Here is a 25516-nt window from a genome sequence, read left to right on the forward strand (position 1 = left end):
ATTAAGGAGAGAGAGAACATTATGAATAATGCTGACCCTGAGAGTCAGTCGCTAATTGCGCAACTTCTATTATTAGTCGTGTTGACGTTTATCAATGCCTTTTTGGCAGCGGCGGAAATTGCAGTCGTATCTGTTAACAAGAATCGTGTGGAACAAAAAGCGGAAGACGGCGACGCAAAAGCTCAAAAATTGCTTAAGGTATTGCAAGACCCCAATAACTTTTTATCCACAATCCAAGTAGGGATTACTTTGGTTAATATCCTATCTGGTGCTTCATTAGCAGAGACTTTATCTAGTCGTTTGGCCCCTGTATTAGGTGGCGGCGCCGCAGCTAAGAGTCTTGCCAGTATCATTATCTTAGCGTTGTTAACGTACGTTTCTATTGTATTTGGTGAATTATATCCTAAACGAATTGCCATGAATAAATCAGAAGAAGTCGCTCAATTGACTTCTGGTGCAGTCCGCTTTTTAGGAGTTATCGCGCGTCCCTTCGTTTGGTTGCTATCGGCTTCGACCGATTTATTATCCAAAATCACACCAATGACTTTCGATGATGCCGATTCGAAGATGACACGAGATGAAATGCGCTACATGCTTGAAACAGAAGGTGTTTTGGAAAACGAAGAACTAGAAATGTTACAAGGTGTCTTTTCATTAGATACAAAAGTGGCACGAGAAGTAATGGTTCCTCGGACAGACGCATTCATGGTTGATATCCAAGATGATGTCCAAGAAAACATCAATTTAATTTTAGGAGAAAATTATTCTCGGATTCCTGTTTATAGTGAAGACAAAGATAAAATTGTTGGTATTTTACATACCAAAACGTTACTAAAAGCTGCACGTAATTTAGGCTTTGAAAACATTGAATTAGGCGCGATTATCCAAGAACCATTATTTGTCCCAGAAACCATTTTTATTGATGATTTACTTTATGAGTTAAAACGAACACAAAACCAAATGGCGATTTTACTAGATGAATATGGCGGTGTTGTCGGTTTAGCAACACTGGAAGATTTACTAGAAGAAATCGTTGGTGAAATTGACGATGAAACAGATGAAGTAGAAAATTTATATACACAAGTGGCTGACAATGAATATTTGGTTCAAGGACGCATGTTAATTGACGAATTTAATGAAGTATTTGAAACAGATTTACACATGAGCGATGTTGATACAATGGCAGGTTACTTAATTACAGCATTAGGAACCATTCCTGATGAAGGGGAAAAACCTTCTTTTGAAGTGGGCAATATTAAGTTAACTGCTGAAGAAATGGAAGGCACACGTTTGCTAGTCTTACGCGTTCATTTCTACGATGAAGAAACTGTCGATGAAGAACCAGAAGAAAATCGTCGTTTTTTCCGTAAAGAAATGGAAGATGACGAACCAAGACGTTAAAAATAACCTGTGACATCAGTCGTTTTGACTAATGTCGCAGGTTTTCCTTTTAAAAAACAGCCAACAGCAGCTCTTTATTCTCAAGGCTTGACATGATATACTAGCAAAGGTTAATCAAAAATTATGCTGAAGAAAATAAATAAATAAACATCACAAGTGATAAGGAGATTTTTATGACGATCAATCAAAAAGAAGCAGTCGATAGTCGCCGTACGTTTGCGATTATTTCCCATCCGGATGCTGGGAAAACAACGATTACTGAACAATTATTATTATTTGGGGGCGCCATCCGCCAAGCTGGAACAGTCAAAGGGAAAAAAACAGGGAACTTTGCCAAATCTGACTGGATGGAAATTGAAAAACAACGGGGAATTTCGGTAACGAGTTCTGTGATGCAATTTGACTATCAAGACAAACGGATTAATATCTTAGACACCCCAGGGCATGAGGATTTCTCAGAGGATACGTATCGGACCTTAATGGCCGTGGATAGTGCTGTGATGGTTATTGACAGTGCCAAAGGGATTGAAGCACAAACGAAAAAACTTTTCCAAGTTGTTAAAAAACGTGGTATTCCAATTTTTACTTTTATTAACAAATTGGACCGTGACGGACGGGAACCATTGGAACTTTTAGAAGAATTGGAAGAACTATTGGATATTGAATCTTATCCAATGAACTGGCCAATTGGTATGGGAAAAGGCCTAGAAGGTCTATACGATATTTATAATGAACGTGTGGAATTATATCGTCCAGAAAATAATGGCGGGGAGCGTTTTATTCCTTTAAAAGATGGCGATATCCCAAGCGATTTACCATTGCACAATAACAGCGTTTATCAACAAGTGTTGGAAGATGTTGAGTTGTTGGTAGAAGCAGGCGATGAATTTAGCGAGGAAAAAATCGCTCGTGGTGATCAAACGCCAGTCTTCTTCGGTTCTGCTTTGACAAACTTTGGGGTTCAAACATTTTTAGAAACCTTCTTACAATTTGCGCCTGCGCCACATGCGCATAAAACAGAAGAGGGTGGCGAAGTAAGTCCTTACGAAAAAGAATTTTCAGGCTTTGTCTTTAAAATTCAAGCGAATATGAACCCAGCCCATCGTGATCGAATTGCCTTTGTTCGAATTTGTTCAGGTGTTTTTGAAAGAGGCATGGACGTGACTTTAGGTAGAACAGGCAAAAAAGTCAAATTAAGTAACGTGACACAATTTATGGCGGATGCCCGCGAAAACGTCACAGAAGCTGTTGCAGGCGATATTATCGGTGTGTATGACACAGGAAATTACCAAATTGGCGATACTTTGTATGAAGGGAAAATGAATGTTCAATATGAAGAGTTGCCGTCATTTACCCCTGAATTATTCATGAAAGTGACTGCCAAAAACGTGATGAAACAAAAATCTTTCCATAAAGGAATTTACCAACTGGTTCAAGAAGGAGCCATTCAATTATACAAAACATATTTAACAGAAGAATATATCATTGGCGCAGTAGGTCAATTGCAGTTTGAAGTTTTCCAATACCGAATGTCTAATGAATACAATGCTGAAGTAGTAATGACGCCAATGGGTTCTAAAATTGCCCGCTGGATTAATCCAGAAGATTTAGATGAACGCATGAGCTCTAGCCGAAATATTTTGGCACGGGACCGTTTCGATCAACCATTGTTCTTATTTGAAAACCAATTTGCGGAACGCTGGTTTGCGGATAAATATCCAGATGTTGAACTGAAAAGTTTGATGTAAAATTAATTTGTAATCAATCGGTAGCTGAATCTTTAGAAGATTGAAGCTCGGCGCAATCATTCTCAAGATGATTGCGCTGAGCTTTTTCTTGTTATAAGGTATTAAAGTAGGCGTGATTGTTTTTTTGAGATAGAATACTTACTATAACGAACCTATCAAGGAGTGGACAAGAACATGAATTTTTATGGCATCGAGTATTTAAAAAGCCAATCTAATTTAAATGATTACTTAAAGTATTTTTTTATTTTTGCTTTGTTAATCGGGCTAGTCATTGTGTTTAGTTTTTATGTGCGACATCAAATTCAAACGAAATATCGTGAATTAAGTATTATTATTTTTTTATCATTATTATTTGTTTTAGGGGTTCAATATTCCAATTATCAACTGAACCAAAATCAGCATTCACAATCTTCACAAATGGTACATTTTGTCGAACAAGTGGCACAGGAAAAAAAGGTTTCTCCAGAAAAAGTTTATGTCAATGGTACACAATTGGCTGACGGAACCATAGTTAAAATTGACGAAGTCTTTTATAAAATGAGTTTAAGTACGGATCAGCAGTCTTATACATTACAAGAAACGTATTTATTAACACCAACGATTGAAATCATAAAGTAAAGTGAGGGAAAATTAATGCAGTTTTATAGTCCAATTATTATTAAATTTGCTTTAGGTATTATTTGTTTAATTGTCCAAATTAATTTGATGGGAAAAGGGAATTTGGCGCCCACATCGGCTATGGACCAAGTGCAAAACTATGTATTGGGGGGCATTATTGGTGGTGTTATTTATAATGATTCAATTACGGTGCTCCAATTTGTATTAGTGTTAATTTTGTGGACATTATTAGTCTTAATTTTAAAATTTGCAAAAGAACACAATCGCTATGTGAAGCAAATTGTGGATGGTAAACCCATTACTTTAATCAAGGATGGACAGGTTGTGGTGAAGGAATGTTTGAAAAATGGTATTTCTGCAAATGATCTGATGTTTAAATTACGAGCAAATGGTATTTATGAAGTCCAGCTTGTTAAACGGGCGGTTTTAGAACAAAATGGTCAATTAACAATCGTCGAATATGGCGATGAAAGTATTCGTTACCCGATTATTGTGGACGGTCAAGCCAACATGGATGTCCTAGAGTTAATCAAAAAGGATGAGCACTGGCTATTAACGCAAATCCAAGAACAAGGATTCCAAAGATTACAGGAAATCTATCTAGGTGAGTATTTATCTGGGCAGTTAAGTTTATCGCCATATGAAGAAAAAACGATTGCTTAGCTATACTTTTTATCCTACTTATATTAGAATTGGATGGTAATTCAATGAGCTTTAAAAGGAGGAAAAATGAAAACTAAAAAGATAGTTGTCGGGTTATTTTGTTCAATGCTTATTTTAATGGGGTGCCAACCAGATCAACGAACTGAAAAAATGAAAGAAAGTACTGAAGCAGAAGCAGGCCAAGTAACGAGTGGTGCCTCGGAAGCCACTAATGACACTTCTGTAAAGCAGGAGGAGCAGGCAAACACGAATAATCAATCGAAAGAGAGTGCTGCCAAAGTGAGTTATGAGCGTAATGGACATACCTTTGAAGTTGATGCTGTTTCTGGCGCTACAGTAGAAGCTAATAATGGACAATCAGTAATTAGTCCAGAAGAAAAAGCCCAGAAGATGTATTGGTCAGGTCGTCCAGAAATCGGGGAAGTTCAAGGAGATTATTATCATCATGAAGTCGTGTTTGATGGCGGCTATACGGCTTTAATTGATGTCGTTGTTAAGGATCAACAAATTCAGTTAGTGGAATTTGATGAACGTGGACCTAAAAACTATTATTCTGAAGAATGGGCAGGAGTGACAAAACGTTTATCCGGCTATGCAAATTTTCAAGCGAACAACGCCCGAACTGATCAATCGTTAGTGACCGTTGTTAATACGATGACTTTTTTAGAAAATCAAATGGTTACTGAAAATCGTCTAGATGGCGCCTTCCAGACAGCCAAAGGTCAATCCAATAGCGCTAATAATGGCTATCTTCCTGCTGCTAGGGCTTTAGCCAAGGAAATCAAAGAACCCTCAAAAGAACATTATACAAGTCTAACAGAAGATTTTGGGGAGGGGCTTTCTGGACGTTTAACGGTTATTACGTTAAAAGATTCAGGGAAAATAACCGATCTTCGTTATGATGAATATTTTGCAGATACAGAAGAAGAGATTAAAGATGCGAAACTGAAGGCTTATTCTCGCCAATCAAAATATTTTTCAAAAGATTATGCTCAAAAATCGGGGGAAAATTTCAAAAAAGAAGTAGATGACTTAAGAAAAAAAGCAATCGAGGAAAATAAATTAGTCAGTCCGACAAATGAGGAAGCCTGGTCGGAAAATTATCAAAGTCTTGTAAAAAAAATAACGTCACAATAAATTGAAAAAACTGCCGAAGTGGGGAAACTTCGGCAGTTTTTTTTTAGTTTTCCATGAGGGAAACTTTTAATGGAACAGACACTTCGGTCACATGGTTTAATTCAATGATAGAAATTTCATCTGGGTCATAAGCCTCTTTAGGTAATCGTTTTAACAGTTTTGCTAAAATTTCTTTTACTTCTGTCGGACGAATGCGACGATTTTTATTCATAATCAGAACTTCCACATGGTGAGCTGCTTCTGAATAGACAGCGGTCGTGTTTCCTGCTGAGTAGACTTTTACAAAGTAAGCATCCGTGTTTTCCAATTGTTTATTTACTAATTGTTTGTAGCTATTGGTCACATTCACTAATTTCATTTTATCACCTCATTATAGTTGTGTGCTGCAAAAGAGCGTTTCCAATTATGTACAGGAGTTCCAGATTGAATTTTTTCTATGAGGAACAAGTATACGAATATCTTTCTTCTATTATAGTTTTTTTTGATGAAAATAAAAAGTGAAAAGCATAAAAAAATCCGCACGCATTGTTATTAATGCGTGCGGATTTTTGATTATTCTGCTTGGTCAGATGTTGAAGTTTCTGTTTTAGTCACTTCTTGTGCGCCAGTTACGATAATTTTACCTTCGTTATCTAACGCTGCGACTAATTGATGATTTTCAGGATGATCTAGATAGTATTCAGCAATGCCGTCTTCAATTTGTTCTTGAATTGTTCGACGTAAAGGACGAGCGCCCATTGCAGGATCATAGCCTAAATCAACGAGTTTCTCTTTGACTTCTGTTGGAACCTCAATGTGTAATTTTTGTTTAGCTAATAAGCCATTTACTTCTTCTAACATCAAGCTGACAATGTTCATCAGGTTTTCTTTGCTTAATGCTTTGAATTCGATAATACCATCGAAACGGTTAAGGAATTCGGGGGTGAAGAAGTTGTTCAATTGACCTAAAACAGATTTAGTCACACCTTCACGGGCAGCGCCAAAGCCAACGTTAGCTTCCACAGCTCCTGTTCCAGCATTACTTGTCATGATAATGATGGTATCTTTAAAGCTGACTGTACGACCTTGTGCATCTGTTAAACGACCATCGTCGAGAATTTGTAAAAACATGTGTAAAACATCAGGATGTGCTTTTTCAATTTCATCCAATAAAATTAAACTATAAGGATTACGACGGACTTTTTCTGTGAGTTGTCCAGCTTCGTCATACCCAACATAGCCTGGAGGAGAACCAATCAGTTTAGAAACACTGTGTTTTTCCATATACTCACTCATATCAAAACGAACCATCGAATCTTCTGAACCGAATAGCTCAAAGGCTAATTGTTTTGCTAATTCTGTTTTACCAACGCCTGTTGGCCCTACAAATAAGAAGGAACCAATTGGGCGGTTTTGTTTGCCTAGGCCTACACGATTGCGACGAATCGCTTTAGCTACTTTATCGACGGCATCATCTTGTCCGACAACATGAGCTTTTAAGTCAACAGCTAAATTTTTCAATTGGGTTTGTTCTTTTTCTTTTAAGTCACCGACAGGAATGCCAGTTTTTTGTTCCACAATGGCTTCAATATCTTTTTCAGTGATGACGGGTGTTTCTTCATCGCTGATTTGTTTTTCTTTCATTGCTTGTAATTTATTGATTTGATCACGATAGTAAGCCGCTTTTTCAAAATCTTCTTCTGCGGAAGCTTGTTGTTTTTGTTGTTCCGCTTCTGCTAATTTTTTATCAATTGTTTTTGGATCGACGAGTTGAATAGTTAGATTCATTTTTGAACCAGATTCATCTAACAAGTCAATCGCTTTATCTGGTAAAAAGCGATCTTGAATGTAACGGTTGGATAAGTTTGCTGCTGCGTTAATCGCTTCATCTGTATATTTAACATGATGATAATCTTCATAACGTTTTTGCAAACCATGTAAAATCGTTATGGTTTCGGCAACGGTTGGCTCATCTACTTGGACTGGTTGCATCCGACGTTCTAAGGCAGCGTCTTTTTCAATAATACGGTACTCATTTAAAGTTGTGGCACCGACTAATTGTAATTCACCACGTGCTAAGGCTGGTTTTAAAATATTGCCAGCATCCATATTGCCATCACCAGCAGCACCAGCACCCACAATTTCATGGACTTCATCAATAAATAAAATGACATTTTCAGCTTCAGTGATTTCTTCAATCAATTTTTGCATCCGTTCTTCAAATTGTCCGCGAATACCAGTTCCTTGAACAAGTGAAACCACATCTAAACGAATGACTTCTTTGTCCAATAATTTTTGGGGCACATCGCCATCGACAATTTTTTGGGCTAAACCTTCGACAACGGCTGTTTTACCAACACCTGGTTCACCGATTAAAACGGGGTTGTTTTTTGTACGGCGATTTAAGATTTCAATGACACGCTTAATTTCTTGGTCACGTCCTACCACAGGATCGATATCTCCTTGGCGTGCCGCTTCGGTGATGTTAATCCCATACTCGCCTAGTAAACCTTGACCAGCGCCAGCGCCTCCGCGAGGGGGTTGACCTCCATTACCACCATCACCAAATTGAGTGGGTGGTGTTTGTTGTTCATAAGGATTACCTTGTTGCATTTGGCGAGAAAGAGAACGATATAAATCGTCTAAACTCCCAAAGCCAAAAGGGTCTTGTCCCATATTTTGAGGGGAATTATTTGCTTGATTTTTTAATTTTTGATAGCAGCTTTGGCAATAGTCCAGTTGTTTTCTTTGACCATTCACATTTGCATATAAATGAATTGTTGCTTCATTTTGTTGACAATTTTGACAAATCATTGAATGAAACACATCCTTTCAAAATAACTGAGGCCAGAAAAATAGTTGTTTGCTCTATTATTTCTAGTAAACAGACCATTTTTCCTCAAACCAGCCAAGTACTAGATAGCAAGAATAAATTCTGTCTATAAAACCACTTGACCATTTTTGACCTTTGAAGTTATTATAGCATTTTTTGTAAGAGAATCAAGTAAAAGACCTTGTTTAAAAAAAGGCAAAGATTCGATTTTTTTACAGACAATTGCGCCATTTTCAAGTAAACTATAGGAGTTGATATTTAAGAGAAAGAGTGGTGAAATCAATGGCTGAAAATCCTTTTGTAGAAAAAATTGCTTCATTAAAAGCTGGAGAAATCTCTGAATTAATCGTGGAGCAAAATGAATTTTTCCAATTTCGTGATGCTTGGATTTCTTTACCTGACCGCGCGGAAATTGTTGGAGAAGCGGGGTTAAATGGACGAATCATTTATCGTTACCAAAAAGAGGAAGAATAGTCAGTGCAAAACATCACGAAATTTAAGCAAAAAGTGTTGTGTAAGATAGAAAAAAATGGTAATCTTAGAAACTGAAAGGGTCTTTTTTCGAGTAGACGTTTGATTTTAGCGTATCAAGAAAGGAAAACCCTAACATAAAAATTTTTTATTTACGAAGGAGACCGATTTATATGGAAAAGAAAGAATTTCACATTGTAGCAGAAACAGGAATTCACGCACGTCCAGCTACTTTATTAGTACAAACTGCAAGCAAATTTAACTCAGATATTAACTTAGAATACAAAGGTAAATCTGTTAACTTAAAATCAATCATGGGCGTTATGTCTTTAGGCGTTGGTCAAGGTTCTGACGTAACAATCACTGTTGATGGTGCTGACGAAGCTGAAGGAATGGCAGCAATCGTTGAAACATTACAAAAAGAAGGATTGGCTGAATAATGTCTGAGATGCTAAAAGGGATTGCCGCAAGTGATGGCGTTGCTGTTGCTAAAGCTTACCTGCTAGTTCAACCTGACTTGTCTTTCAACAAAACTTCCGTAGAAGATACTGATGCAGAAGCAACTCGCTTAGACGATGCTTTAGCAAAATCTACTGAAGAGTTGCAAGCAATTCGCGACAAAGCAGCTCAAAGCCTTGGTGAAGCAGAAGCGCAAGTTTTCGATGCTCATTTAATGGTTTTATCTGACCCAGAAATGGTTGGTCAAATCAAACAAAATATCCAAGACAACAAAGTCAATGCAGAAGCTGCCTTGAAAGAAGTTACGGATATGTATATTGGTATGTTTGAAGCAATGGACGACAATGCTTACATGCAAGAGCGTGCAGCAGATATTCGTGACGTTGCCAAACGTATCTTAGCACATTTATTAGGTGTGACTCTTCCAAATCCTTCAATGATTAACGAAGAAGTAATCGTGGTTGCCCATGACTTAACACCTAGTGATACTGCACAATTAGACCGTACGTATGTTAAAGCCTTTGTTACAGACATCGGCGGACGTACTTCTCACTCAGCAATCATGGCTCGTTCGTTAGAAATCCCTGCAATCGTTGGTACAAAAGAAATTACTGACAAAGTAAAAGCAGGCGATATTTTAGCAGTGAACGGAATCATTGGGGATGTTATTATTGACCCAACAGATGCTGAAAAATCTGAATTTGAAGCAGAAGCAAAAGCTTATGCAGATCAAAAAGCAGAATGGGATAAACTAAAAAATGCAGAAACAGTGACAGCTGACGGCAAACATGTTGAGTTAGCTGCAAACATTGGTACACCAAAAGATTTAGAAGGCGTACACAAAAACGGCGGCGAAGCTGTTGGTTTATATCGTACAGAATTCTTATACATGGATTCATCTGACTTTCCAACTGAAGAGGACCAATACCAAGCGTATAAAGCAGTTCTTGAAGGAATGGAAGGAAAACCAGTTGTGGTTCGTACAATGGATATTGGTGGGGACAAAGAGCTTCCTTACCTAACATTACCACACGAAATGAACCCATTCTTAGGTTACCGTGCATTACGTATTAGCTTATCAGAACTAGGTGACGGCATGTTCCGTACACAAATGCGTGCATTATTACGTGCGTCTGTTCATGGTAACTTACGTATCATGTTCCCAATGGTTGCTACTTTGAAAGAATTTAGAGCAGCGAAAGCAATCTTTGAAGACGAAAAACAAAAATTAGTCAACGAAGGTGTTGAAGTTTCAAACGATATCCAAGTAGGTATTATGATTGAAATTCCAGCAGCTGCCGTATTAGCTGATAAATTTGCCAAAGAAGTTGACTTCTTTAGTGTTGGAACTAACGACTTAATCCAATACACAATGGCGGCAGACCGTATGAACGAACGCGTTTCTTACTTATACCAACCATACAACCCATCAATCTTACGTTTAATTAAAAATGTAATTGATGCAGCACACGCTGAAGGTAAATGGGCTGGTATGTGTGGTGAAATGGCGGGCGATCAAACAGCTGTTCCATTACTATTGGGTATGGGCTTAGATGAGTTCTCAATGAGTGCTACATCTATCCTTAAAACACGTAGCTTGATGAAACGTCTAGACACAACTAAAATGGCTGAACTTGCTGATCGTGCATTAAAAGAATGCGACACGATGGAAGAAGTCGTTGCATTAGTTGAAGAATATACAAAATAATTAAGTGATTATGAAAGCACATCGACAATTGTCGATGTGCTTTTTTATTGTTGCGATTCACGTATTTTTTTCTTGAAATAATAAATCGTGCTTCCCAAAATGAATAGAAAAACCAGCGTGATGCTACTCACTAGTTTCCAAGGGAAATTGGTGTGTTTCTCAGGTGGGAGGTTGACGGCGGTAGCATTGTATTTTTTAGCTTCTTTTTCTTGGATGACTAAGTGTTTTTCCCACGAATAGTCTTGATAGCCATCGTTTGCTTTGATTTTTACAGTATAATTTCCAGGAACAAAAGGTTGTTCCTTTAAGTCAATCCGATAATTAAAATTTGTATTAGGGGCCATTGTTAACGACTCTTGGTGATTTTCGTAGCGAGGTTTGGTTTCTTTTTCATAATATAAAGAGGCATCGACTTGTAATTTTTTAATCATAGCCGCTTGTTTGTTTTGGAGATTCATTAATATGCGGTTACGACCGTTAGCTTGATCGGTTTTTACTTCATTTAAAGATAATTCTGGCTGAACAGGTTCATCTGTTTCACTAAGTAAGACGCCGACTACATAAGAAAAACGATTATTGATGGCCACGCCGTTTTCTGAGTGAGCAGGTTGTTCATCTGACTTTTGTTCAAAGTAGAGTCCTCCTAAAACGTACCCATTAAATGGTTTTTCCGGTAAAGTAAGCTGACATTCAACAGTCTTGGTTGAGTGTTTAGGTAGTTGGATTTCTTTTGGTAATTGCGCAATCTCATTAAAAGTAAAAGGTGCAGATGGGTCTTTTTTTTGTTTCAGCATGAGAATAATCTGCCAAGCCATTATCATTAGTAATCGCTGCATTGGCTGAAGCTAGCACGGTAATGTCGTTGGCTGTTTGATTCGTTAGTTCGATTTGTAGCTTTTGTGTTTGGTTTGGAGCGACACGTAAATCAAAATAACTTGTTTCTTTGGTTCGTTGATTGTCGGGTAAAATGGCTTTTACAGAAAAAGTCATTTCGCTTGCTTCTACAGAATAAGAGCCAATAAAAAATAAAAAAATGATGACGCTAATAGCATGGAGCCATTTAAAAAGCTGCTGATTCATAGTGTGCACTCCTTTTTGACAATTTTTTATAACAAGGTATTGCATGAAACAACTTCATACAATACCTTGTTTGTTTTCTTTTAAAGTGGTGTATCATCCAAAATCCAAGTAAGCGTTGTTTTATATTGTTTAGCTGCAACTTTTTTCGTTGTCGCAGGAACAGTTAATTGAATGCCTTGAGCAGCGGTCGCTCCGCTACCAAAAGCTAATGTCCAAGTGCCCATTCCTGTTGAAAGAGCGGCAGTCGCCACAGGAGAAGTGGCGGCACCAGTTGGATCCAAGGTTACTGGGACCGTTAATGGTGCCAAAGAAAGTAACTGTGTTGAATTGGGTGTTGCTGCTAAAAAGGTCAAGGATGCATTATCCAAAACAGCGGGTGTTGAATCACTTGTAGCAAATTGCGCACTCTGTTTAACTGATAATTTCCAGCCAAGATTTAGACCACGTTTGTCAGTTACTTGGACATAGTTTGGCACGCTAATTAAATCGCTAGTACTATTTTGCACTTGATCCAGTTGTGCCGAATAGATCGCTGTTCCGGCTTGAATTTGTTTTGATCCAAAATGGATATTTGAAACATAGTCAATACTAAGGGGGCCGGCTGTACCAGGTTGATGAGGATCAGCAGGATTAGGTGTCACAGGCTGAGAAGGGTTCGTCGGGTTGACAGGTGGCGTGACAGTATTATCAAGAGCAAATGTAATATCAGCGTTGGATTGAATAGAAGCGACTTGAGCTGCTTCAACTTTTGGACTATTTAAAAGCATAAGAGGCGTAGCAACGAACAAAATGCTTGAAATGCGCACGATCTTTTTCATTTTTTATTCCTTCTTTCTTGTTTATTTTTAACTTTTAAAAAAGCTAAATCCTAATTAGAGGGGTGTATCAGAAAGAATCCATTGTAATTCGGCAGTGTAAGATTCTTTGACCGTTAAATTAAGGTCAGGAGCAACGCTTAAAAAAAGTCCATTTTGTTGGTTCCAAGGAATTTCTACATTGTTATCGTCCGTTGCGGTGTATTGATAAACTTCGGTTGCTAAAGAGGAGAGAGGAAAATCACTGCCATTTTTTCGATAAATGAAAGCTTGCTGGATCGTTTTATTTGTAGAAGTTGAATGCATGGGCTGACTCTCTCTTACCAACAAATGCCATGGTGTTTTTGCAACTCGACCATCGGCAATGAGGAAAGGAGCGCTGATGGTCGATGGTGAGTATATGGTTCGTTTGCTGGGAAAAGGTAAATTTTTAAAGGAAACTGTAGTTGGCATCTGCACAAAACGGAGGGTACCGTTTTTGATAGGTAAAGACTGTTCCTTAGTGATTGGCGTAATTGGCGTTCCGCCACCATCATTGCCAGTAACCGTGCTAGAAAATAAAAGAAATTGGTTTATCCATTCTTCTGTAACCGTTGCTGTATATTGTAAGGTGAATTGTGTATTAGCTTCCGTAAAATTATCTGCTGGCAGCGAATTGTGATAACTCCAATACGGCAAACCAGTGGAACTATCAGTTAAAAGTTGAAGCCCAGCTATTGGCGTACTTAAACCTACTGCTGATTGTTTTGTTAATGTAGCAGCTGAAAGTTGGGACAGTCCTTTAGGCACCGTTGCTCGTAATTGCTGATTCATCCATGTTGCTGGTTGATTGGTTAAACGTGTGGTTAACGTAAAACGAATGATTTGACCACTTACGACAGAGTTTGCAGCTTCCCAGAGCCCTTGTGCATTTTTCCGCTCAATGATTTGCGTGACTGTTAGTTGAGGCACAGGATAAGCAACTGTTTGAGAAACAGTAGAACTGGTTAACAAAGGCAGGCCAGTGCGATTGCTGACCCCTTGGACCCACAAGCTGACCGTTTCTCCTCCTTGGAAAGTGGGTAAATTAGCAAATTGAAAATGGCCATTGGAATCTAAGGGCGTTGTGGAAATAGAACCACCATTTATTTGTACTTTAACTTGATAGGTTCCGTTAGATGCTTGAGAAGCTTTACCTGAAAGTTGAGTTGAGCCGGCATTGGCGACTACGTTTGTGACTGGTTGGATTGACCAATTGACACTTTGGTCAGCTGAGGGGCTGCTTTGAATATAGTCGGTTGACGTTTTTGAACGAGCAAAGACAATTGTAGAGAGCGTGTCGCCATATTCTAATGGTGAAGCTAACGATGTCGAGAAATTTCCGGCTGCATCGACAGAAATCCCTTTCACCACAATGGGGGTAGTGGTGCCATCATGGCGGTTCAAGGTTAATTGAACAGAGTAGTTATAGTTTGGGTCTTGTACTTGTTGAATGGTCCCTGTTACAGTAGTGTCCAGATGATTTGGTTGAGTTAGTTTGGCTGGTGTGACTTGAGGAACGGGATAATTACCTAAACTAAGTTGAGCTTTGCTAATTATGCCTGTTTTTGTATTATTCCCAATAATAATATTAATTGCGCCTAATCCAGTGCCGACATCTGTAAAGGTTCCTCGAATCGGATAGTCTTTGCCGTTAAGAGCAGGAGGGATTGAAATTCCTCGTTTATAAAGTGCGCCGACATCAAATGAAATGGCGGCAGACCATTTGGTTCCGGGAAGTAACACCAAGGTGCTACTTGGAAAAGTCAGATAAACAGAATGATAAGTGCTACTATAAGAGAGGCTGACGCCGTTAGTTGAACTGTGAATATCTTGAGTGGCTGTTCCTGGATAACTGACAGTCCCTGTTAAAAGAGTCAGAAAATCTTGTTGCTTTAGAGTGTCGTTATCTAACTGGCTTGAAATTTCTGTAGGAAGTTGAATAGCAATAATCGGTCGATCATTAATTGCTAAGCCGATAAGTGTCACACTGTATTCATACGAAAGTGTGATAATATCTTGGTTATACGTTCCCGTGCTTAAGGTACTTTTTAAGGTGCTATTACCAACAGAAACACTAGCTGGCGTAGGTGCCATAGGTTTATCGTTTTCAGAGGAAGTGTGTGTTTGCTCGGTTTCTTGTTCCACGATATCGGTTGCTTGAGTTGTTTGTTGTTCTGTTGAAACTGAGGTAAATGTTTCACTAAAAGTAGAGGCGTGAGTTGTAGGGTTCAGTGTTTCAGAATGAGCTATCAAAGGTTGAGTCAGCGATAAAAAAAGCCATGATATGATGCAAGAAAAGATTCCCCAGACGAACTTATTCAAAACCATCCTCTCCTTTTTTATATTATATGTATAATGGCGAAAATATATACTGAGTAAATATTGAGTACATACATTCTATAATGGGCCATTCATAAAGTAAAGCGATTACATCCGATTGTGAACAAGATATTTTAATCACAATCTTTTAGTGTTTTAAGAAGGAAATTTCTCGAAATTCTATGCTTTTTTAATCCGAAAAAATTAAAAAACTGATAGTTTGCTAAAAATCGAGTCTTTCTTTCACTTCTTAGCACTTAAAATATTTACATTTTCCTAGGGATAGTGTACTATTTAAAGGTATGCATAAATAAAGTTTGATGTATAAAATTAAATGTTATTCGGAGGGAAACAAATGTCTGCGAAATGGGAAAAAAAAGGCACTAATGATGGTGTATTAACTTTTTCAATCGAACAAGCAGTAATCGAAAAAGGATTAACGCAAGCGTTCAATAAAGTGAAAAAAAACTTAAACGTACCTGGTTTCCGTAAAGGAAAAGTATCACGTACTGTTTTTAACCGTATGTATGGAGAAGAAGCGTTATACGAAGATGCGTTAAACGCTGTTTTACCAGAAGCATATGAAGCGGCTGTTTTAGAAGCAGGAATTGAACCAGTAGCACAACCAAAAATTGATGTTGAAAGCATGAATAAAGGGGAAGACTGGGTTATCACTGCTGAAGTAACTGTAAAACCTGAAGTAAAATTAGGCGAATACAAAAACTTAACAGTGTCTAAACAAGACCGTGAAGTAACAGATGAAGATGTGGAAGCACGTTTGAAACGCGAACAAGAATCTCAAGCTGAATTAGTAATCAAAGAAGATGCCGCTGCTGAAAATGGCGACACTGTAGTTATCGACTTTGAAGGCTTCTTAGGCGACGAAGCATTTGAAGGCGGCAAAGGAGAAAATTACTCATTAGAATTAGGTTCTAATTCATTTATTCCAGGCTTTGAAGACCAATTAGTTGGCAAAAAAGCTGGCGAAGAAGTAGAAGTAAACGTTACTTTCCCTGAAGATTACCAAGCAGAAGATTTAGCTGGTAAAGAAGCAGTCTTCAAAGTAACTGTTCATGAAGTAAAAGCAAAAGAATTACCAGAATTGGATGATGAATTTGCAAAAGACGTTGACGATTCAGTAGAATCATTAGACGAATTAAAAGAAAAATTCCGTAAAGAATTGACAGAAGCAAAAGAAGCAGCAGCTGAAGAAGCAAAAGACGAAGAAGCAATTCGTTTAGCTGTTGAAAATGCTGAAATCGTTGAATTACCACACGTAATGGTTCACGACGAAGTTCACCGTTCAATGGATGAATTCTTAAACAACATGCAACGCCAAGGAATTTCTCCTGAAATGTACTACCAATTAACTGGTTCTACAGAAGAAGATTTACACAAACAATTTGAAGGCGAAGCAGAAACACGCACAAAAACAAACTTAGTGATTGAAGCAGTTGCCAAAGCTGAAAACATCGAAGTAACACAAGAAGACATCGATGCTGAAGTGAAAGATTTAGCAGAACAATACAACATGCCTGAAGCACAAGTACGTAAAGTATTAAACAACGACATGTTAGAACACGATATTCGTATGAAACGTGCTGTTGAAACAATTACTGAAACAGCTGTTGAAAAATAAACATTTTTAATAAGCTCTTCATTCGATAGAGTTTTCTAAAACTGTAGATGGAAGGTGTCTTTCATCTACAGTTTTTTTCATATAAAATAACTTTTGAAAGGGTGTGTCAAAATGGATAAAAATTATTCGAAAATTAAATATGGATTAGTGGTGTTTGGCATCTTATGCTTGACGTACAATCTCTGGGAATTTTTTACGGCTAAGTATTCAACAAAACAAGGTGTGACGTTTGTTATCGAATGTTTACTTGGAATTGGGCTGATCTTTTTACCAGATCTTGTCAATAAATTTTTAAAAATTCTTATGCCACCGACCATCGTTTATTTTTACTGGTTTTTCTTATTTATTTCAGTATTCCTAGGAACCTCGTTGCATATGATTTCAATCATTTCGTTCTGGGATAAAATTTTACACTTTGTTAGTCCGATGCTGTTAACTGCTGTGGGTTATGGTATTGCTGCTTTCCTATTGAAGAAAACGAAGTACGCCGATGTTTCCCCGTGGTTATTTTTATTATTTGGGTTTGCATTTGCAGGGCTTTGTGGCGTCTTCTGGGAATTCTGGGAATTTATCTGCGATTCATTAGGAAACATGAACTTACAACGCTATAATATGTCCAACGGCCAACCATTTATTGGGCGTGCTGCTTTGATGGATACGATGGGGGATTTATTTACCAATACCCTTGGGGCCTTTGTGATGGGCGTGTACACGTATATCAGAAGCAAAGGAAACCCTGAGTATTTAGAAAATTATGCGATAAAGAGAAAATAATAATAAAAAAGCGATTCAACCATGGTTGAATCGCTTTTTTGCTGTTTTTTTTTAAGCAGGTACTTCGACAGGTTTTTTCAAAAGTCCGTAGACAATTCCTGAAATAATCGCCCCAATTAAGATGAACAATAGATATAGTAATGGATTACTTAATAGGAAGACGACGAAGATTCCTCCATGTGGTGCCAATAATTTGATACCAAACGCACCAACCAACGCACCAGTAAAGGCAGAACCTACCACGAAACTTGGAATCACACGTAATGGATCAGCTGCTGCAAAAGGAATTGCCCCTTCAGTGACAAAAGAAAGGCCCATTACAATATTGGTTAAGCCAGCGTCTTGTTGATCTTTTGTAAATTTATTTTTAAATAAACGAGTTGCTACGAAAATTGCTAATGGAGGAACCATTCCGCCAGCCATTACAGAAGCCATGACCACGCTGCCACCTTCTGCAACAGTACTTGCTAGCGTAGCTGTACCGAAAACATAAGCAGCTTTGTTAACTGGTCCACCTAAGTCGATGGCCATCATACCAGCTAATAAGGCACCAAGTAAAGCAGCATTTGTGCCATCTAAGCCAAGTAGGAAATGATTTAACGCATCATTAATTGCTTTCATCGGGATGTTAATGACTAACATTAATAAGCCCGTAATAATCAAACCAAAAACTGGATAGAATAAAATGGTTTTAATTCCATCTAATGATTTTGGCAAGCCTTTGAAGACTTTACGTAAAAGAACCACTACATAACCAGCTAAGAAACCACCGATTAAGGCCCCAAGGAATCCAGCTCCGCCAGCATTTGCTAATGCACCAGCCGCGAAACCAGCAACTAAGCCTGGACGATCCCCGATACTAGAAGCAATAAAACCAGCTAAGACAGGTAACATAAAGCCAAATGCTGCGCCACCAATTTGGTTAAACCAGCTAGCTACGTCATTGTAATTCCCTAAGTTGGCTAATTGATCTTGAGGAACTCCGATAAATTGATCAATCATAAAGGAAAGAGCAATGGCAATTCCGCCACCAATAACGAAAGGTAACATATGAGAAACACCATTCATTAAATCTTTATAGATACGAGAACCGATTGAACCTTCCGCTGAATCCTCTTGGTCGCTTGCAGCCGAGTCACTGCCATGGAAAGTAGGAGCTTCACCACTAATGGCTAAGTTAATTAGTTCTTCGGTTTTACGAATTCCATCACTGACGGGACGATTGACTAATTTTTTACCATCAAATCGATTCATTTCTACTTTTTTATCGGCTGCAACAATCACGCCATCAGCACGAGCAATATCTTCAGCAGTTAAACGATTTTTAATTCCTTCTGAACCGTTTGTTTCTACTTTAATGTCTACGCCCATTTCTTTTGCTTTTTTCTTCAGTGCATCTTCGGCCATGTAAGTATGAGCAATTCCTGTAGGACAAGCAGTCACAGCAATAATATATTTACGATTGCTTTCTGGTGCTGGCGTTGTTTGTTCTTGTTCTGCTTTTTCTTCCGCTTCTTTTTGATCTTCTGCTGCTTGGAAAAGAGCTTGTACTGCTTCTGGAGTTTCTGCTTCTTTCAATTTGCCAACAAATTCTGGGTCGATAAGTAATCGAGAAAGGGCCGCAAGCGCTTGGAGATGTGTATCATTGGCGCCTTCTGGAGCAGCAATCATGAAGAATAGATAAGTAGGTTGTCCATCTAGTGCTTCATAATCAACACCTTTTTTACTTTTAGCGAAAAGAACTGTCGGTTCTTTTACGGCACTATTTTTTGCGTGAGGCATAGCGATGCCGTCGCCTAAACCAGTCGATGTTTGTGCTTCGCGTTTTAAAATTCCTTCTTTGTAAGTGTCAATGTCAGAGATGCGGCCACCATCGTATAATTTTTGGACCATTTCATCAATCGCGCCTTTTTTATCAGTAGCTTGTAAATCCATAATCATGACATCTTTTATTAATAAATCATTAATGTTCACTCTATTTTCCTCCCTTAGTGGATTTATTCTGAAATTTTTTCAATTGTTACTTCGTGAATAAGTTCTTGGATAAAATCTTCTGAGGCTAAATCATCAGAAAATGCGGTCGCGCTACCGCAAGCGACACCCCATTTGAAAGCCTCTAAAGGATCTTGTGTTTTTGAAAAGTTGCCAATAAAACCAGCAATCATTGAGTCGCCAGCGCCGACAGAATTTTTCAGTGGACGTTTTAAAACGTTGGAACGATAAACACCTTCTGTTGTGAAAAGTAATGCACCATCACCAGCCATTGAGATAATTACGTGTTGCGCTCCTTCTTCTAGTAACCGATGTCCATAAGGTAAAATGTCTTCAACACTTGTAAAGGTTGTATGATATAATTCTGCCAACTCATGATTATTTGGCTTGACCAATAAAGGCTTTTGTGACAAAGCGTTCATTAAATCTTCACCTGTCGTATCAATAACAAATTCTGCGCCTTTTTCCTTCACAATTTGGATTAATTCTTCGTAAAATCCTTTGCGTAGAGAAGCAGGTGTACTTCCTGAAAGAACAACAATATCACCAGCCTGAACACGACTAACTGCTTGTTTTAGTTCTTGAATTTCTTCGTTTGTTAGAGCAGGTCCTAAGCCGTTAATTTCTGTTTCAGTATCTGATTTCAATTTAATGTTGATTCGTGTATCAGCAGACACGGGAGTGAAATTCGTTTGGATTTCTTCTTTTTTCAACCAATCAGCAATGAATGAGCCTGTAAAACCACCTAAAAAACCTAAGGCAGTGGATTCTGTCTCCATACGTTTTAAAATACGTGAAACGTTGATTCCTTTGCCGCCAGGTAATTTAAAATCATTCGTCATCCGATTTAAATCACCAATTTGTAGATGATCGACATGAACGATAAAGTCGATAGAAGGGTTTAAAGTCACTGTGTAAATCATTTGTTTGCCTCCATTAAAATAGTTTTTTGCTGGAATCCTTGAAGCGATTCAGCAGGGCAGTAGTCAGTTAGTAAAGTAACTGACTCTAATTCTTCCACTTTGGTAAACGTTACTTCATTAAATTTTGTATGATCCAGTAAAACATAGGCTGTTTCTGCTTGATGAATAGCCAAGGCTTTTAGCGCTGCTTCTTCGGGATCAGGCGTCGTTAAACCAAACTCTAAATGTGCGCCGTTAGTTCCTAAAAAAGCTTTGTTAAAACGAAAATGTTGTAGCTGTTCCATACTAGTGGCACCAATGATTGCTTTAGTGGAGAGCTTCAAAGTACCACCAAGCATAATAGTGGGAATTTCCATATCGCTAAGTTTTGCAGCGTGATGCACGGAATTTGTCACTACATGGATTTGTTTCCCAACTAAAAAAGGGATCATTTCTAACGTGGTTGAACCAGCATCTAAATAGATCATATCGCCATCTTGTACACAACTAGCGGCTAAAGAAGCAATCTTTTGCTTTTCGTGCGTGTTTTTGATTGATTTTTCCGTCATGTTTTGTTCAAAGCCTAAATTAAGAATACGCTTAGCTCCGCCGTGAATGCGTTCTAACAAATTGGCGTCTTCTAATTCTTGTAAATCGCGGCGGATTGTGGATTCTGAAGCATTGAATAAGCTAGCAAGTTCTTGTGATTTGACGACTGATTTTTGATCTAACAATTGTAAAATTTTTTGATGTCGTTCTTCCGTAAGCATTTTCATCCCTCATTTCATGGATATAATAGCACAAATGAAAACGCTAATCAATCTAAAACGGTCAAAAACATTCAAAAAAATTAAAAAACAGTCATAAGAAAAAAAGAAAGCTGCTGAACCTGAGTTCAGCAGCTTTCTTTAATTCACTAAATCATTCGGTAAAGTTTTTTGATAAATCTCTTTTTTGACTTGGTAAGCGAGTTTTTCATCGGTCAAAATAATGAGCACATCGCCAACATGCATAACAGTATCACCATGTGTTAAAATTTCCGATTCGCCACGGCGAATGGAAGTGAGCAACATTTGTTTAGGCCAGACAAAATCACGTACCATCGTATCATCTAAGGAACTTTCTGCAGTGATAGGTAATTCAATAATCGTTTTGTGGCCACGAATATTACTTACTTTAGAAGGAACCAAACGTTCTAATAAGCTTTCATAAATTGGCTTGCCGCCAAGACTATCGATGGTAATATAACTAACTAAAGCAACAACCCCTAAAGACATTAAATGAGAAAAATTGCCGACCATTTCTGTTACTAAAATAATCGCTGTTAACGGTGCTTTACCAATCGCAGTAAAATAACCAGCCATGGCAAAAATTAAAAAGTTTTTCACAAAAATTGGATCCATCCCTACGTATTGGACAAGTAGACTGCCATACAATGTTCCGATAATGGCACCTAAAGTTAGAATAGGCAAGAAAATACCACCAGGGAGATTCGAACCGTAAGAAACCATTGAAAAAACAAAACGTAAAACCAGTAAGCCGACTAAAGCCCAAATCGTGGCCGGTTGATTGCCTAAAGCTAAAACAATTTGATTCCCACCGCCAAGTAAATGTGGAAAGAAATAACCAATCGGTAAAATCAAAATAAAAGGAACAAAACCATAATAATTAGAAGAAAGGCCTTTGATTTTTCCATATACTTTTGGTAAGGACAACAATGTTTTTTGATATATCCAACCTAATAATCCTAGCAAAACGCCCAGCAGGACTAATGTCCAATAGTACTCTAAAGGCAAAGATTTAACCGGACCAATATAAAGAACTGGCTGCAATCCGAAGAAATGCAAAGAAACAAAGTTAGCGGAAATGGCCGCAGAAAAAGAGGTTAACCAAACTAAAGGTGAAAAGGAATGGTGAACCTCTTCTAGAACAAATAAAAGTCCTGCGATTGGTGCGTTAAAAGCGGCGGCTAAACCAGCACTGGCACCACTACTGATTAAAATTTTTTCTTCAGACTTGGTGCTTTGCCGCCATTGACTATAGCCTTGTCCAACCACTGCACCTAGTTGAATTGAAGGACCTTCACGTCCCAAAAATAGCCCAGGACTAATCGCTAAGATCCCACCGATAAATTTTTTCCAAAGCACTGGAAACCAGTGAATTTCTAATTGACCTTGAAGTTGTCCTTCCACTTGGGGAATGCCACTGCCTTTAATTGCTGGTTCGCTTTTGATCAGTCGTCCTAATAAATAAGCAAGCACGAGAGAAAATAAGAACCAAGGAATCATCCAAAAGGGTTTTTCGTGAAACGTTTGATACAGATGCACGACTTGTTCGCCAATTTTTTCAATGCCTAAGCGAAATAAGCTGACAACAAAGCCGACCAGAATTCCGACGACGATGCCTTTAAGGATAAAGCCGATTCGGGTACCATCTAATTGTTTAATTTCATGTACATCATTATTCATTTCATTTTTAGCCTCCATCACTACTTACTAATGTACTGCGGTTTGACTTGATTTACAAGAAAATTTCATATAAAAAGAAAAAGATTTTTTGTTCTTTTCTAAAGAACTTCAAAGGGATTTTTGGTATACTGTATAAGATTGAAAAAAGAGAGAGGACGTTTAATATGACACAAAAACATGCCTTGGTTCAGGGAATGAATCCTCGACAAGAAGAAGCCGTTTTGCATACAGAAGGACCACTGTTAGTCATGGCTGGTGCTGGTAGTGGAAAAACGCGGGTTTTAACACACCGAATTGCCTATCTAATTGAGGAAAAAGAAGTAAATCCATGGAATATTTTGGCGATTACGTTTACCAATAAAGCTGCTAAAGAAATGAAAGAGCGTGTAAATAAATTACTGGAAACGGGTGGCGAAGATGTATGGGTCTCCACTTTTCACTCCATGTGTGTAAGAATTTTACGTCGTGATGTGGATCAGATTGGTTACAACCGTAATTTTACAATTATTGACCCATCGGAACAAAAAACATTAATGAAACGCATCTTAAACGACTTAAATATTGATTCAAAAAAATATGATCCTCGCTCAATTTTAGGTACGATTAGCAATGCCAAAAATGAATTACAAACGCCTGATAAAGTTGCTGAAATGCAAGGTTCCTTATATGAAGAAATTGTCGCAAAATGCTATGAAGCCTATCAAAAAGAATTACGCAAAAACCAATGTATGGATTTTGATGATTTGATTATGAATACGATTCGTTTATTCAATGAACAACCAGATACGTTGGCGTTCTACCAAAATAAATTTCACTATATTCATGTGGATGAATACCAAGATACCAATCATGCACAATATACCTTAGTCAATTTATTAGCTGCACGTTTCAAAAATCTGTGTGTCGTAGGTGATGCCGACCAAAGTATCTATGGTTGGCGCGGGGCGGATATGCAAAATATCTTGGATTTTGAAAAAGATTATCCAGATGCCAGTGTAATTTTGCTAGAACAAAATTATCGATCCACCAAAAACATTTTGGCGGCTGCGAATGATGTCATCAAAAATAACCGTAACCGCCGCGAGAAAGAACTGTGGACAGAAAATATAGACGGTGAAAAAATTGTCTATTATCGTGGGGACACAGAACGGGATGAAACACAATTTATTGTGAGCCAAATCCAAAAAGAAATGCGGGAAAATGACCGAATTTATGGTGATTTTGCGGTATTATATCGGACCAATGCTCAATCCCGTGTAGTGGAAGAAATGCTCTTGAAATCTAATATTCCGTATACCATGGTGGGCGGACATAAATTCTACGACCGTAAAGAAATTAAAGATATTTTGGCTTATTTAAGTTTGATTGCCAATCCAGATGATTCAATCAGCTTTGAACGAATTGTCAATGAACCAAAACGAGGAATCGGTAAAAGTTCAATTGAAAAATTACGATTATTTGCGGATACGCATGGTTGGGCTTTGCTGGAAGCTGCCCAAAATGTTGATTTGGCAAATATTTCAGGAAAAGCGGGTAAAGAGCTTGGTAATTTTGGCATGATGATTCAAGACTTAACGAAAACAGTGCCCTATTTAACGATTACAGAATTGGTGAAAGAAACTTTACAACGTAGTGGTTATCGGGAAGCTTTGATGGCGCAAAATAATTTAGAGTCTCAAGCTCGCTTAGAAAACTTGGACGAATTTTTATCTGTGACACAAGAATTTGATAAACGTTTTGAAGCGCAAAATAACGACGATCCAAATGGCGAAGAAACAAAATTGGCGGATTTCTTAACAGATTTAGCCTTGGTTTCTGATTTAGATAATTTAGAAGAGAGCTCTTCACAAGTAACCTTAATGACGTTGCATGCGGCCAAAGGGCTGGAATTTCCAGTGGTCTTTTTAATGGGCTTAGAAGAAGGGGTTTTCCCATTATCACGTGCCATGCTAGAAGAAAGTGAACTGGAAGAAGAACGGCGCTTGGCTTATGTTGGTATCACACGAGCGGAAGAAGCCCTGTTCTTAACGAATGCTTATTCGAGAACATTATATGGTCGCACGCAATATAATCGACCAAGTCGCTTTTTAGAAGAAATTGAGGCGGAGCGTTTAATGAAACAAGGGGCGGCGGCCAATTTACAGAAAGCTCCAGCGCGTACCTTTGATCCTAAAGTATTCAAGCCCAGTGCAAGTAAACCAGCTTATGCACAGCCAGCTACAAAATCAGTTAGCAACAAAGTGGCAAGTGGTGGCGAAAAAGTTTCTTGGCAAGCAGGTGATAAGGTCCAACATAAAGCATGGGGCGTTGGTACAGTCGTTCGTGTAGGCGGTTCGGCCAAAGACTTAGAGTTGGACATTGCTTTCCCAGAAAAAGGCATTAAACGGTTGTTAGCGGCATTTGCACCTATTGAAAAAATTTAACATGCAAAATAGGTCAGCGATTTAATGAGAAAGCATCATTAGATAAATTCTTTTTATTTTCTATCT

Annotated in this window: 19 protein-coding genes and 1 pseudogene; 11 read left to right on the top strand and 9 right to left on the bottom strand. The window is 38.1% G+C overall.

Features of this window, described 5'->3' with window-relative positions; genetic code table 11:
* Nucleotides 1-21 precede the first annotated feature (21 nt).
* The 5 genes from IGL90_RS02275 to IGL90_RS02295 all read left to right on the top strand — a co-directional run bounded on the left by IGL90_RS02275 (nt 22) and on the right by IGL90_RS02295 (nt 5567).
* The gene (locus tag IGL90_RS02275; protein ID WP_002363168.1) at nt 22-1401 is read left to right on the top strand and encodes a hemolysin family protein; all 1380 of its coding nucleotides are present in this window, start codon (nt 22-24) and stop codon (nt 1399-1401) included.
* A 173-nt stretch (nt 1402-1574) separates the two neighbouring features.
* Nucleotides 1575-3149 (top strand): peptide chain release factor 3, encoded by a 1575-nt coding sequence (locus tag IGL90_RS02280; protein WP_002355543.1) that lies wholly within the window; start codon nt 1575-1577, stop codon nt 3147-3149.
* Nucleotides 3150-3323: 174 nt separating this feature from the next.
* Nucleotides 3324-3767, top strand: a complete 444-nt coding sequence (locus IGL90_RS02285) for a DUF3290 domain-containing protein (RefSeq protein WP_002355544.1) — start codon at nt 3324-3326, stop codon at nt 3765-3767.
* A 15-nt stretch (nt 3768-3782) separates the two neighbouring features.
* A complete protein-coding gene (locus IGL90_RS02290) occupies nt 3783-4430 on the top strand; it encodes a DUF421 domain-containing protein (RefSeq protein ID WP_002368017.1) in 648 nt (215 codons plus the stop codon).
* Nucleotides 4431-4496: 66 nt separating this feature from the next.
* Nucleotides 4497-5567, top strand: a complete 1071-nt coding sequence (locus IGL90_RS02295; protein ID WP_048737375.1) for a hypothetical protein — start codon at nt 4497-4499, stop codon at nt 5565-5567.
* A 43-nt stretch (nt 5568-5610) separates the two neighbouring features.
* Here IGL90_RS02295 and IGL90_RS02300 read toward each other — a convergent pair whose 3' ends face one another.
* Together IGL90_RS02300 and IGL90_RS02305 are read right to left on the bottom strand one after the other, a co-directional pair.
* A complete protein-coding gene (locus tag IGL90_RS02300; protein ID WP_002355547.1) occupies nt 5611-5925 on the bottom strand; it encodes a DUF1827 family protein in 315 nt (104 codons plus the stop codon).
* A 194-nt stretch (nt 5926-6119) separates the two neighbouring features.
* Nucleotides 6120-8360: an ATP-dependent Clp protease ATP-binding subunit gene (locus IGL90_RS02305; RefSeq protein ID WP_002386935.1), complete on the bottom strand. Its 2241-nt coding sequence runs from the start codon at nt 8358-8360 to the stop codon at nt 6120-6122.
* Between the two features lie 301 nt (nt 8361-8661).
* Between IGL90_RS02305 and IGL90_RS02310 the strand changes: the two genes are divergently transcribed.
* From IGL90_RS02310 to ptsP, 3 genes are all read left to right on the top strand, one after another.
* A complete protein-coding gene (locus tag IGL90_RS02310; protein WP_002366170.1) occupies nt 8662-8853 on the top strand; it encodes a hypothetical protein in 192 nt (63 codons plus the stop codon).
* A gap of 170 nt (nt 8854-9023) precedes the next feature.
* Entirely contained in the window at nt 9024-9290 is a 267-nt protein-coding gene (locus IGL90_RS02315; protein WP_002355551.1) for a phosphocarrier protein HPr, read from the top strand.
* Nucleotides 9290-11017 (top strand): phosphoenolpyruvate--protein phosphotransferase, encoded by a 1728-nt coding sequence (gene ptsP / locus IGL90_RS02320; RefSeq protein ID WP_002361251.1) that lies wholly within the window; start codon nt 9290-9292, stop codon nt 11015-11017. Before IGL90_RS02315 ends, ptsP begins: the two co-directional genes overlap by 1 nt.
* A gap of 44 nt (nt 11018-11061) precedes the next feature.
* Here the strand turns inward: ptsP and IGL90_RS02325 are convergent.
* The 3 genes and pseudogenes from IGL90_RS02325 to IGL90_RS02335 form a co-directional block, all read right to left on the bottom strand.
* A pseudogene (locus tag IGL90_RS02325) lies at nt 11062-12142 on the bottom strand (DUF916 and DUF3324 domain-containing protein).
* Between the two features lie 35 nt (nt 12143-12177).
* The gene (locus IGL90_RS02330; protein ID WP_025187388.1) at nt 12178-12915 is read right to left on the bottom strand and encodes a WxL domain-containing protein; all 738 of its coding nucleotides are present in this window, start codon (nt 12913-12915) and stop codon (nt 12178-12180) included.
* A 54-nt stretch (nt 12916-12969) separates the two neighbouring features.
* Complete coding sequence (locus IGL90_RS02335; protein WP_048737373.1) at nt 12970-15261, bottom strand: hypothetical protein; 2292 nt, start codon at nt 15259-15261, stop codon at nt 12970-12972.
* A 346-nt stretch (nt 15262-15607) separates the two neighbouring features.
* Here IGL90_RS02335 and tig point away from each other — a divergent pair, with 346 nt between their 5' ends.
* The gene (gene tig, locus IGL90_RS02340; RefSeq protein WP_002355556.1) at nt 15608-16891 is read left to right on the top strand and encodes a trigger factor; all 1284 of its coding nucleotides are present in this window, start codon (nt 15608-15610) and stop codon (nt 16889-16891) included.
* Between the two features lie 111 nt (nt 16892-17002).
* A complete protein-coding gene (locus IGL90_RS02345) occupies nt 17003-17665 on the top strand; it encodes a hypothetical protein (protein ID WP_048737371.1) in 663 nt (220 codons plus the stop codon).
* 51 nt (nt 17666-17716) lie between these two features.
* Here the strand turns inward: IGL90_RS02345 and IGL90_RS02350 are convergent, their stop codons facing one another.
* The 4 genes from IGL90_RS02350 to IGL90_RS02365 form a co-directional block, all read right to left on the bottom strand.
* Nucleotides 17717-19639 carry a PTS fructose transporter subunit IIABC gene (locus IGL90_RS02350; RefSeq protein ID WP_002366176.1) on the bottom strand — a complete coding sequence of 641 codons (1923 nt, stop codon included), beginning with the start codon at nt 19637-19639 and terminating at the stop codon, nt 17717-17719.
* 23 nt (nt 19640-19662) lie between these two features.
* On the bottom strand, nt 19663-20580 hold the full coding sequence (gene pfkB / locus IGL90_RS02355) for a 1-phosphofructokinase (protein WP_002363177.1): 918 nt from the start codon (nt 20578-20580) through the stop codon (nt 19663-19665).
* A complete protein-coding gene (locus IGL90_RS02360) occupies nt 20577-21329 on the bottom strand; it encodes a DeoR/GlpR family DNA-binding transcription regulator (protein ID WP_002381250.1) in 753 nt (250 codons plus the stop codon). Before IGL90_RS02360 ends, pfkB begins: the two co-directional genes overlap by 4 nt.
* A 138-nt stretch (nt 21330-21467) precedes the next feature.
* The gene (locus tag IGL90_RS02365) at nt 21468-23027 is read right to left on the bottom strand and encodes a ClC family H(+)/Cl(-) exchange transporter (RefSeq protein ID WP_002358694.1); all 1560 of its coding nucleotides are present in this window, start codon (nt 23025-23027) and stop codon (nt 21468-21470) included.
* Nucleotides 23028-23191: 164 nt separating this feature from the next.
* Here IGL90_RS02365 and pcrA point away from each other — a divergent pair, with 164 nt between their 5' ends.
* A complete protein-coding gene (gene pcrA / locus IGL90_RS02370) occupies nt 23192-25450 on the top strand; it encodes a DNA helicase PcrA (protein ID WP_048737368.1) in 2259 nt (752 codons plus the stop codon).
* Nucleotides 25451-25516 lie beyond the last annotated feature (66 nt).

The organism is Enterococcus sp. DIV1307a (genome assembly GCF_050537425.1).
Lineage (GTDB): Bacteria > Bacillota > Bacilli > Lactobacillales > Enterococcaceae > Enterococcus > Enterococcus faecalis.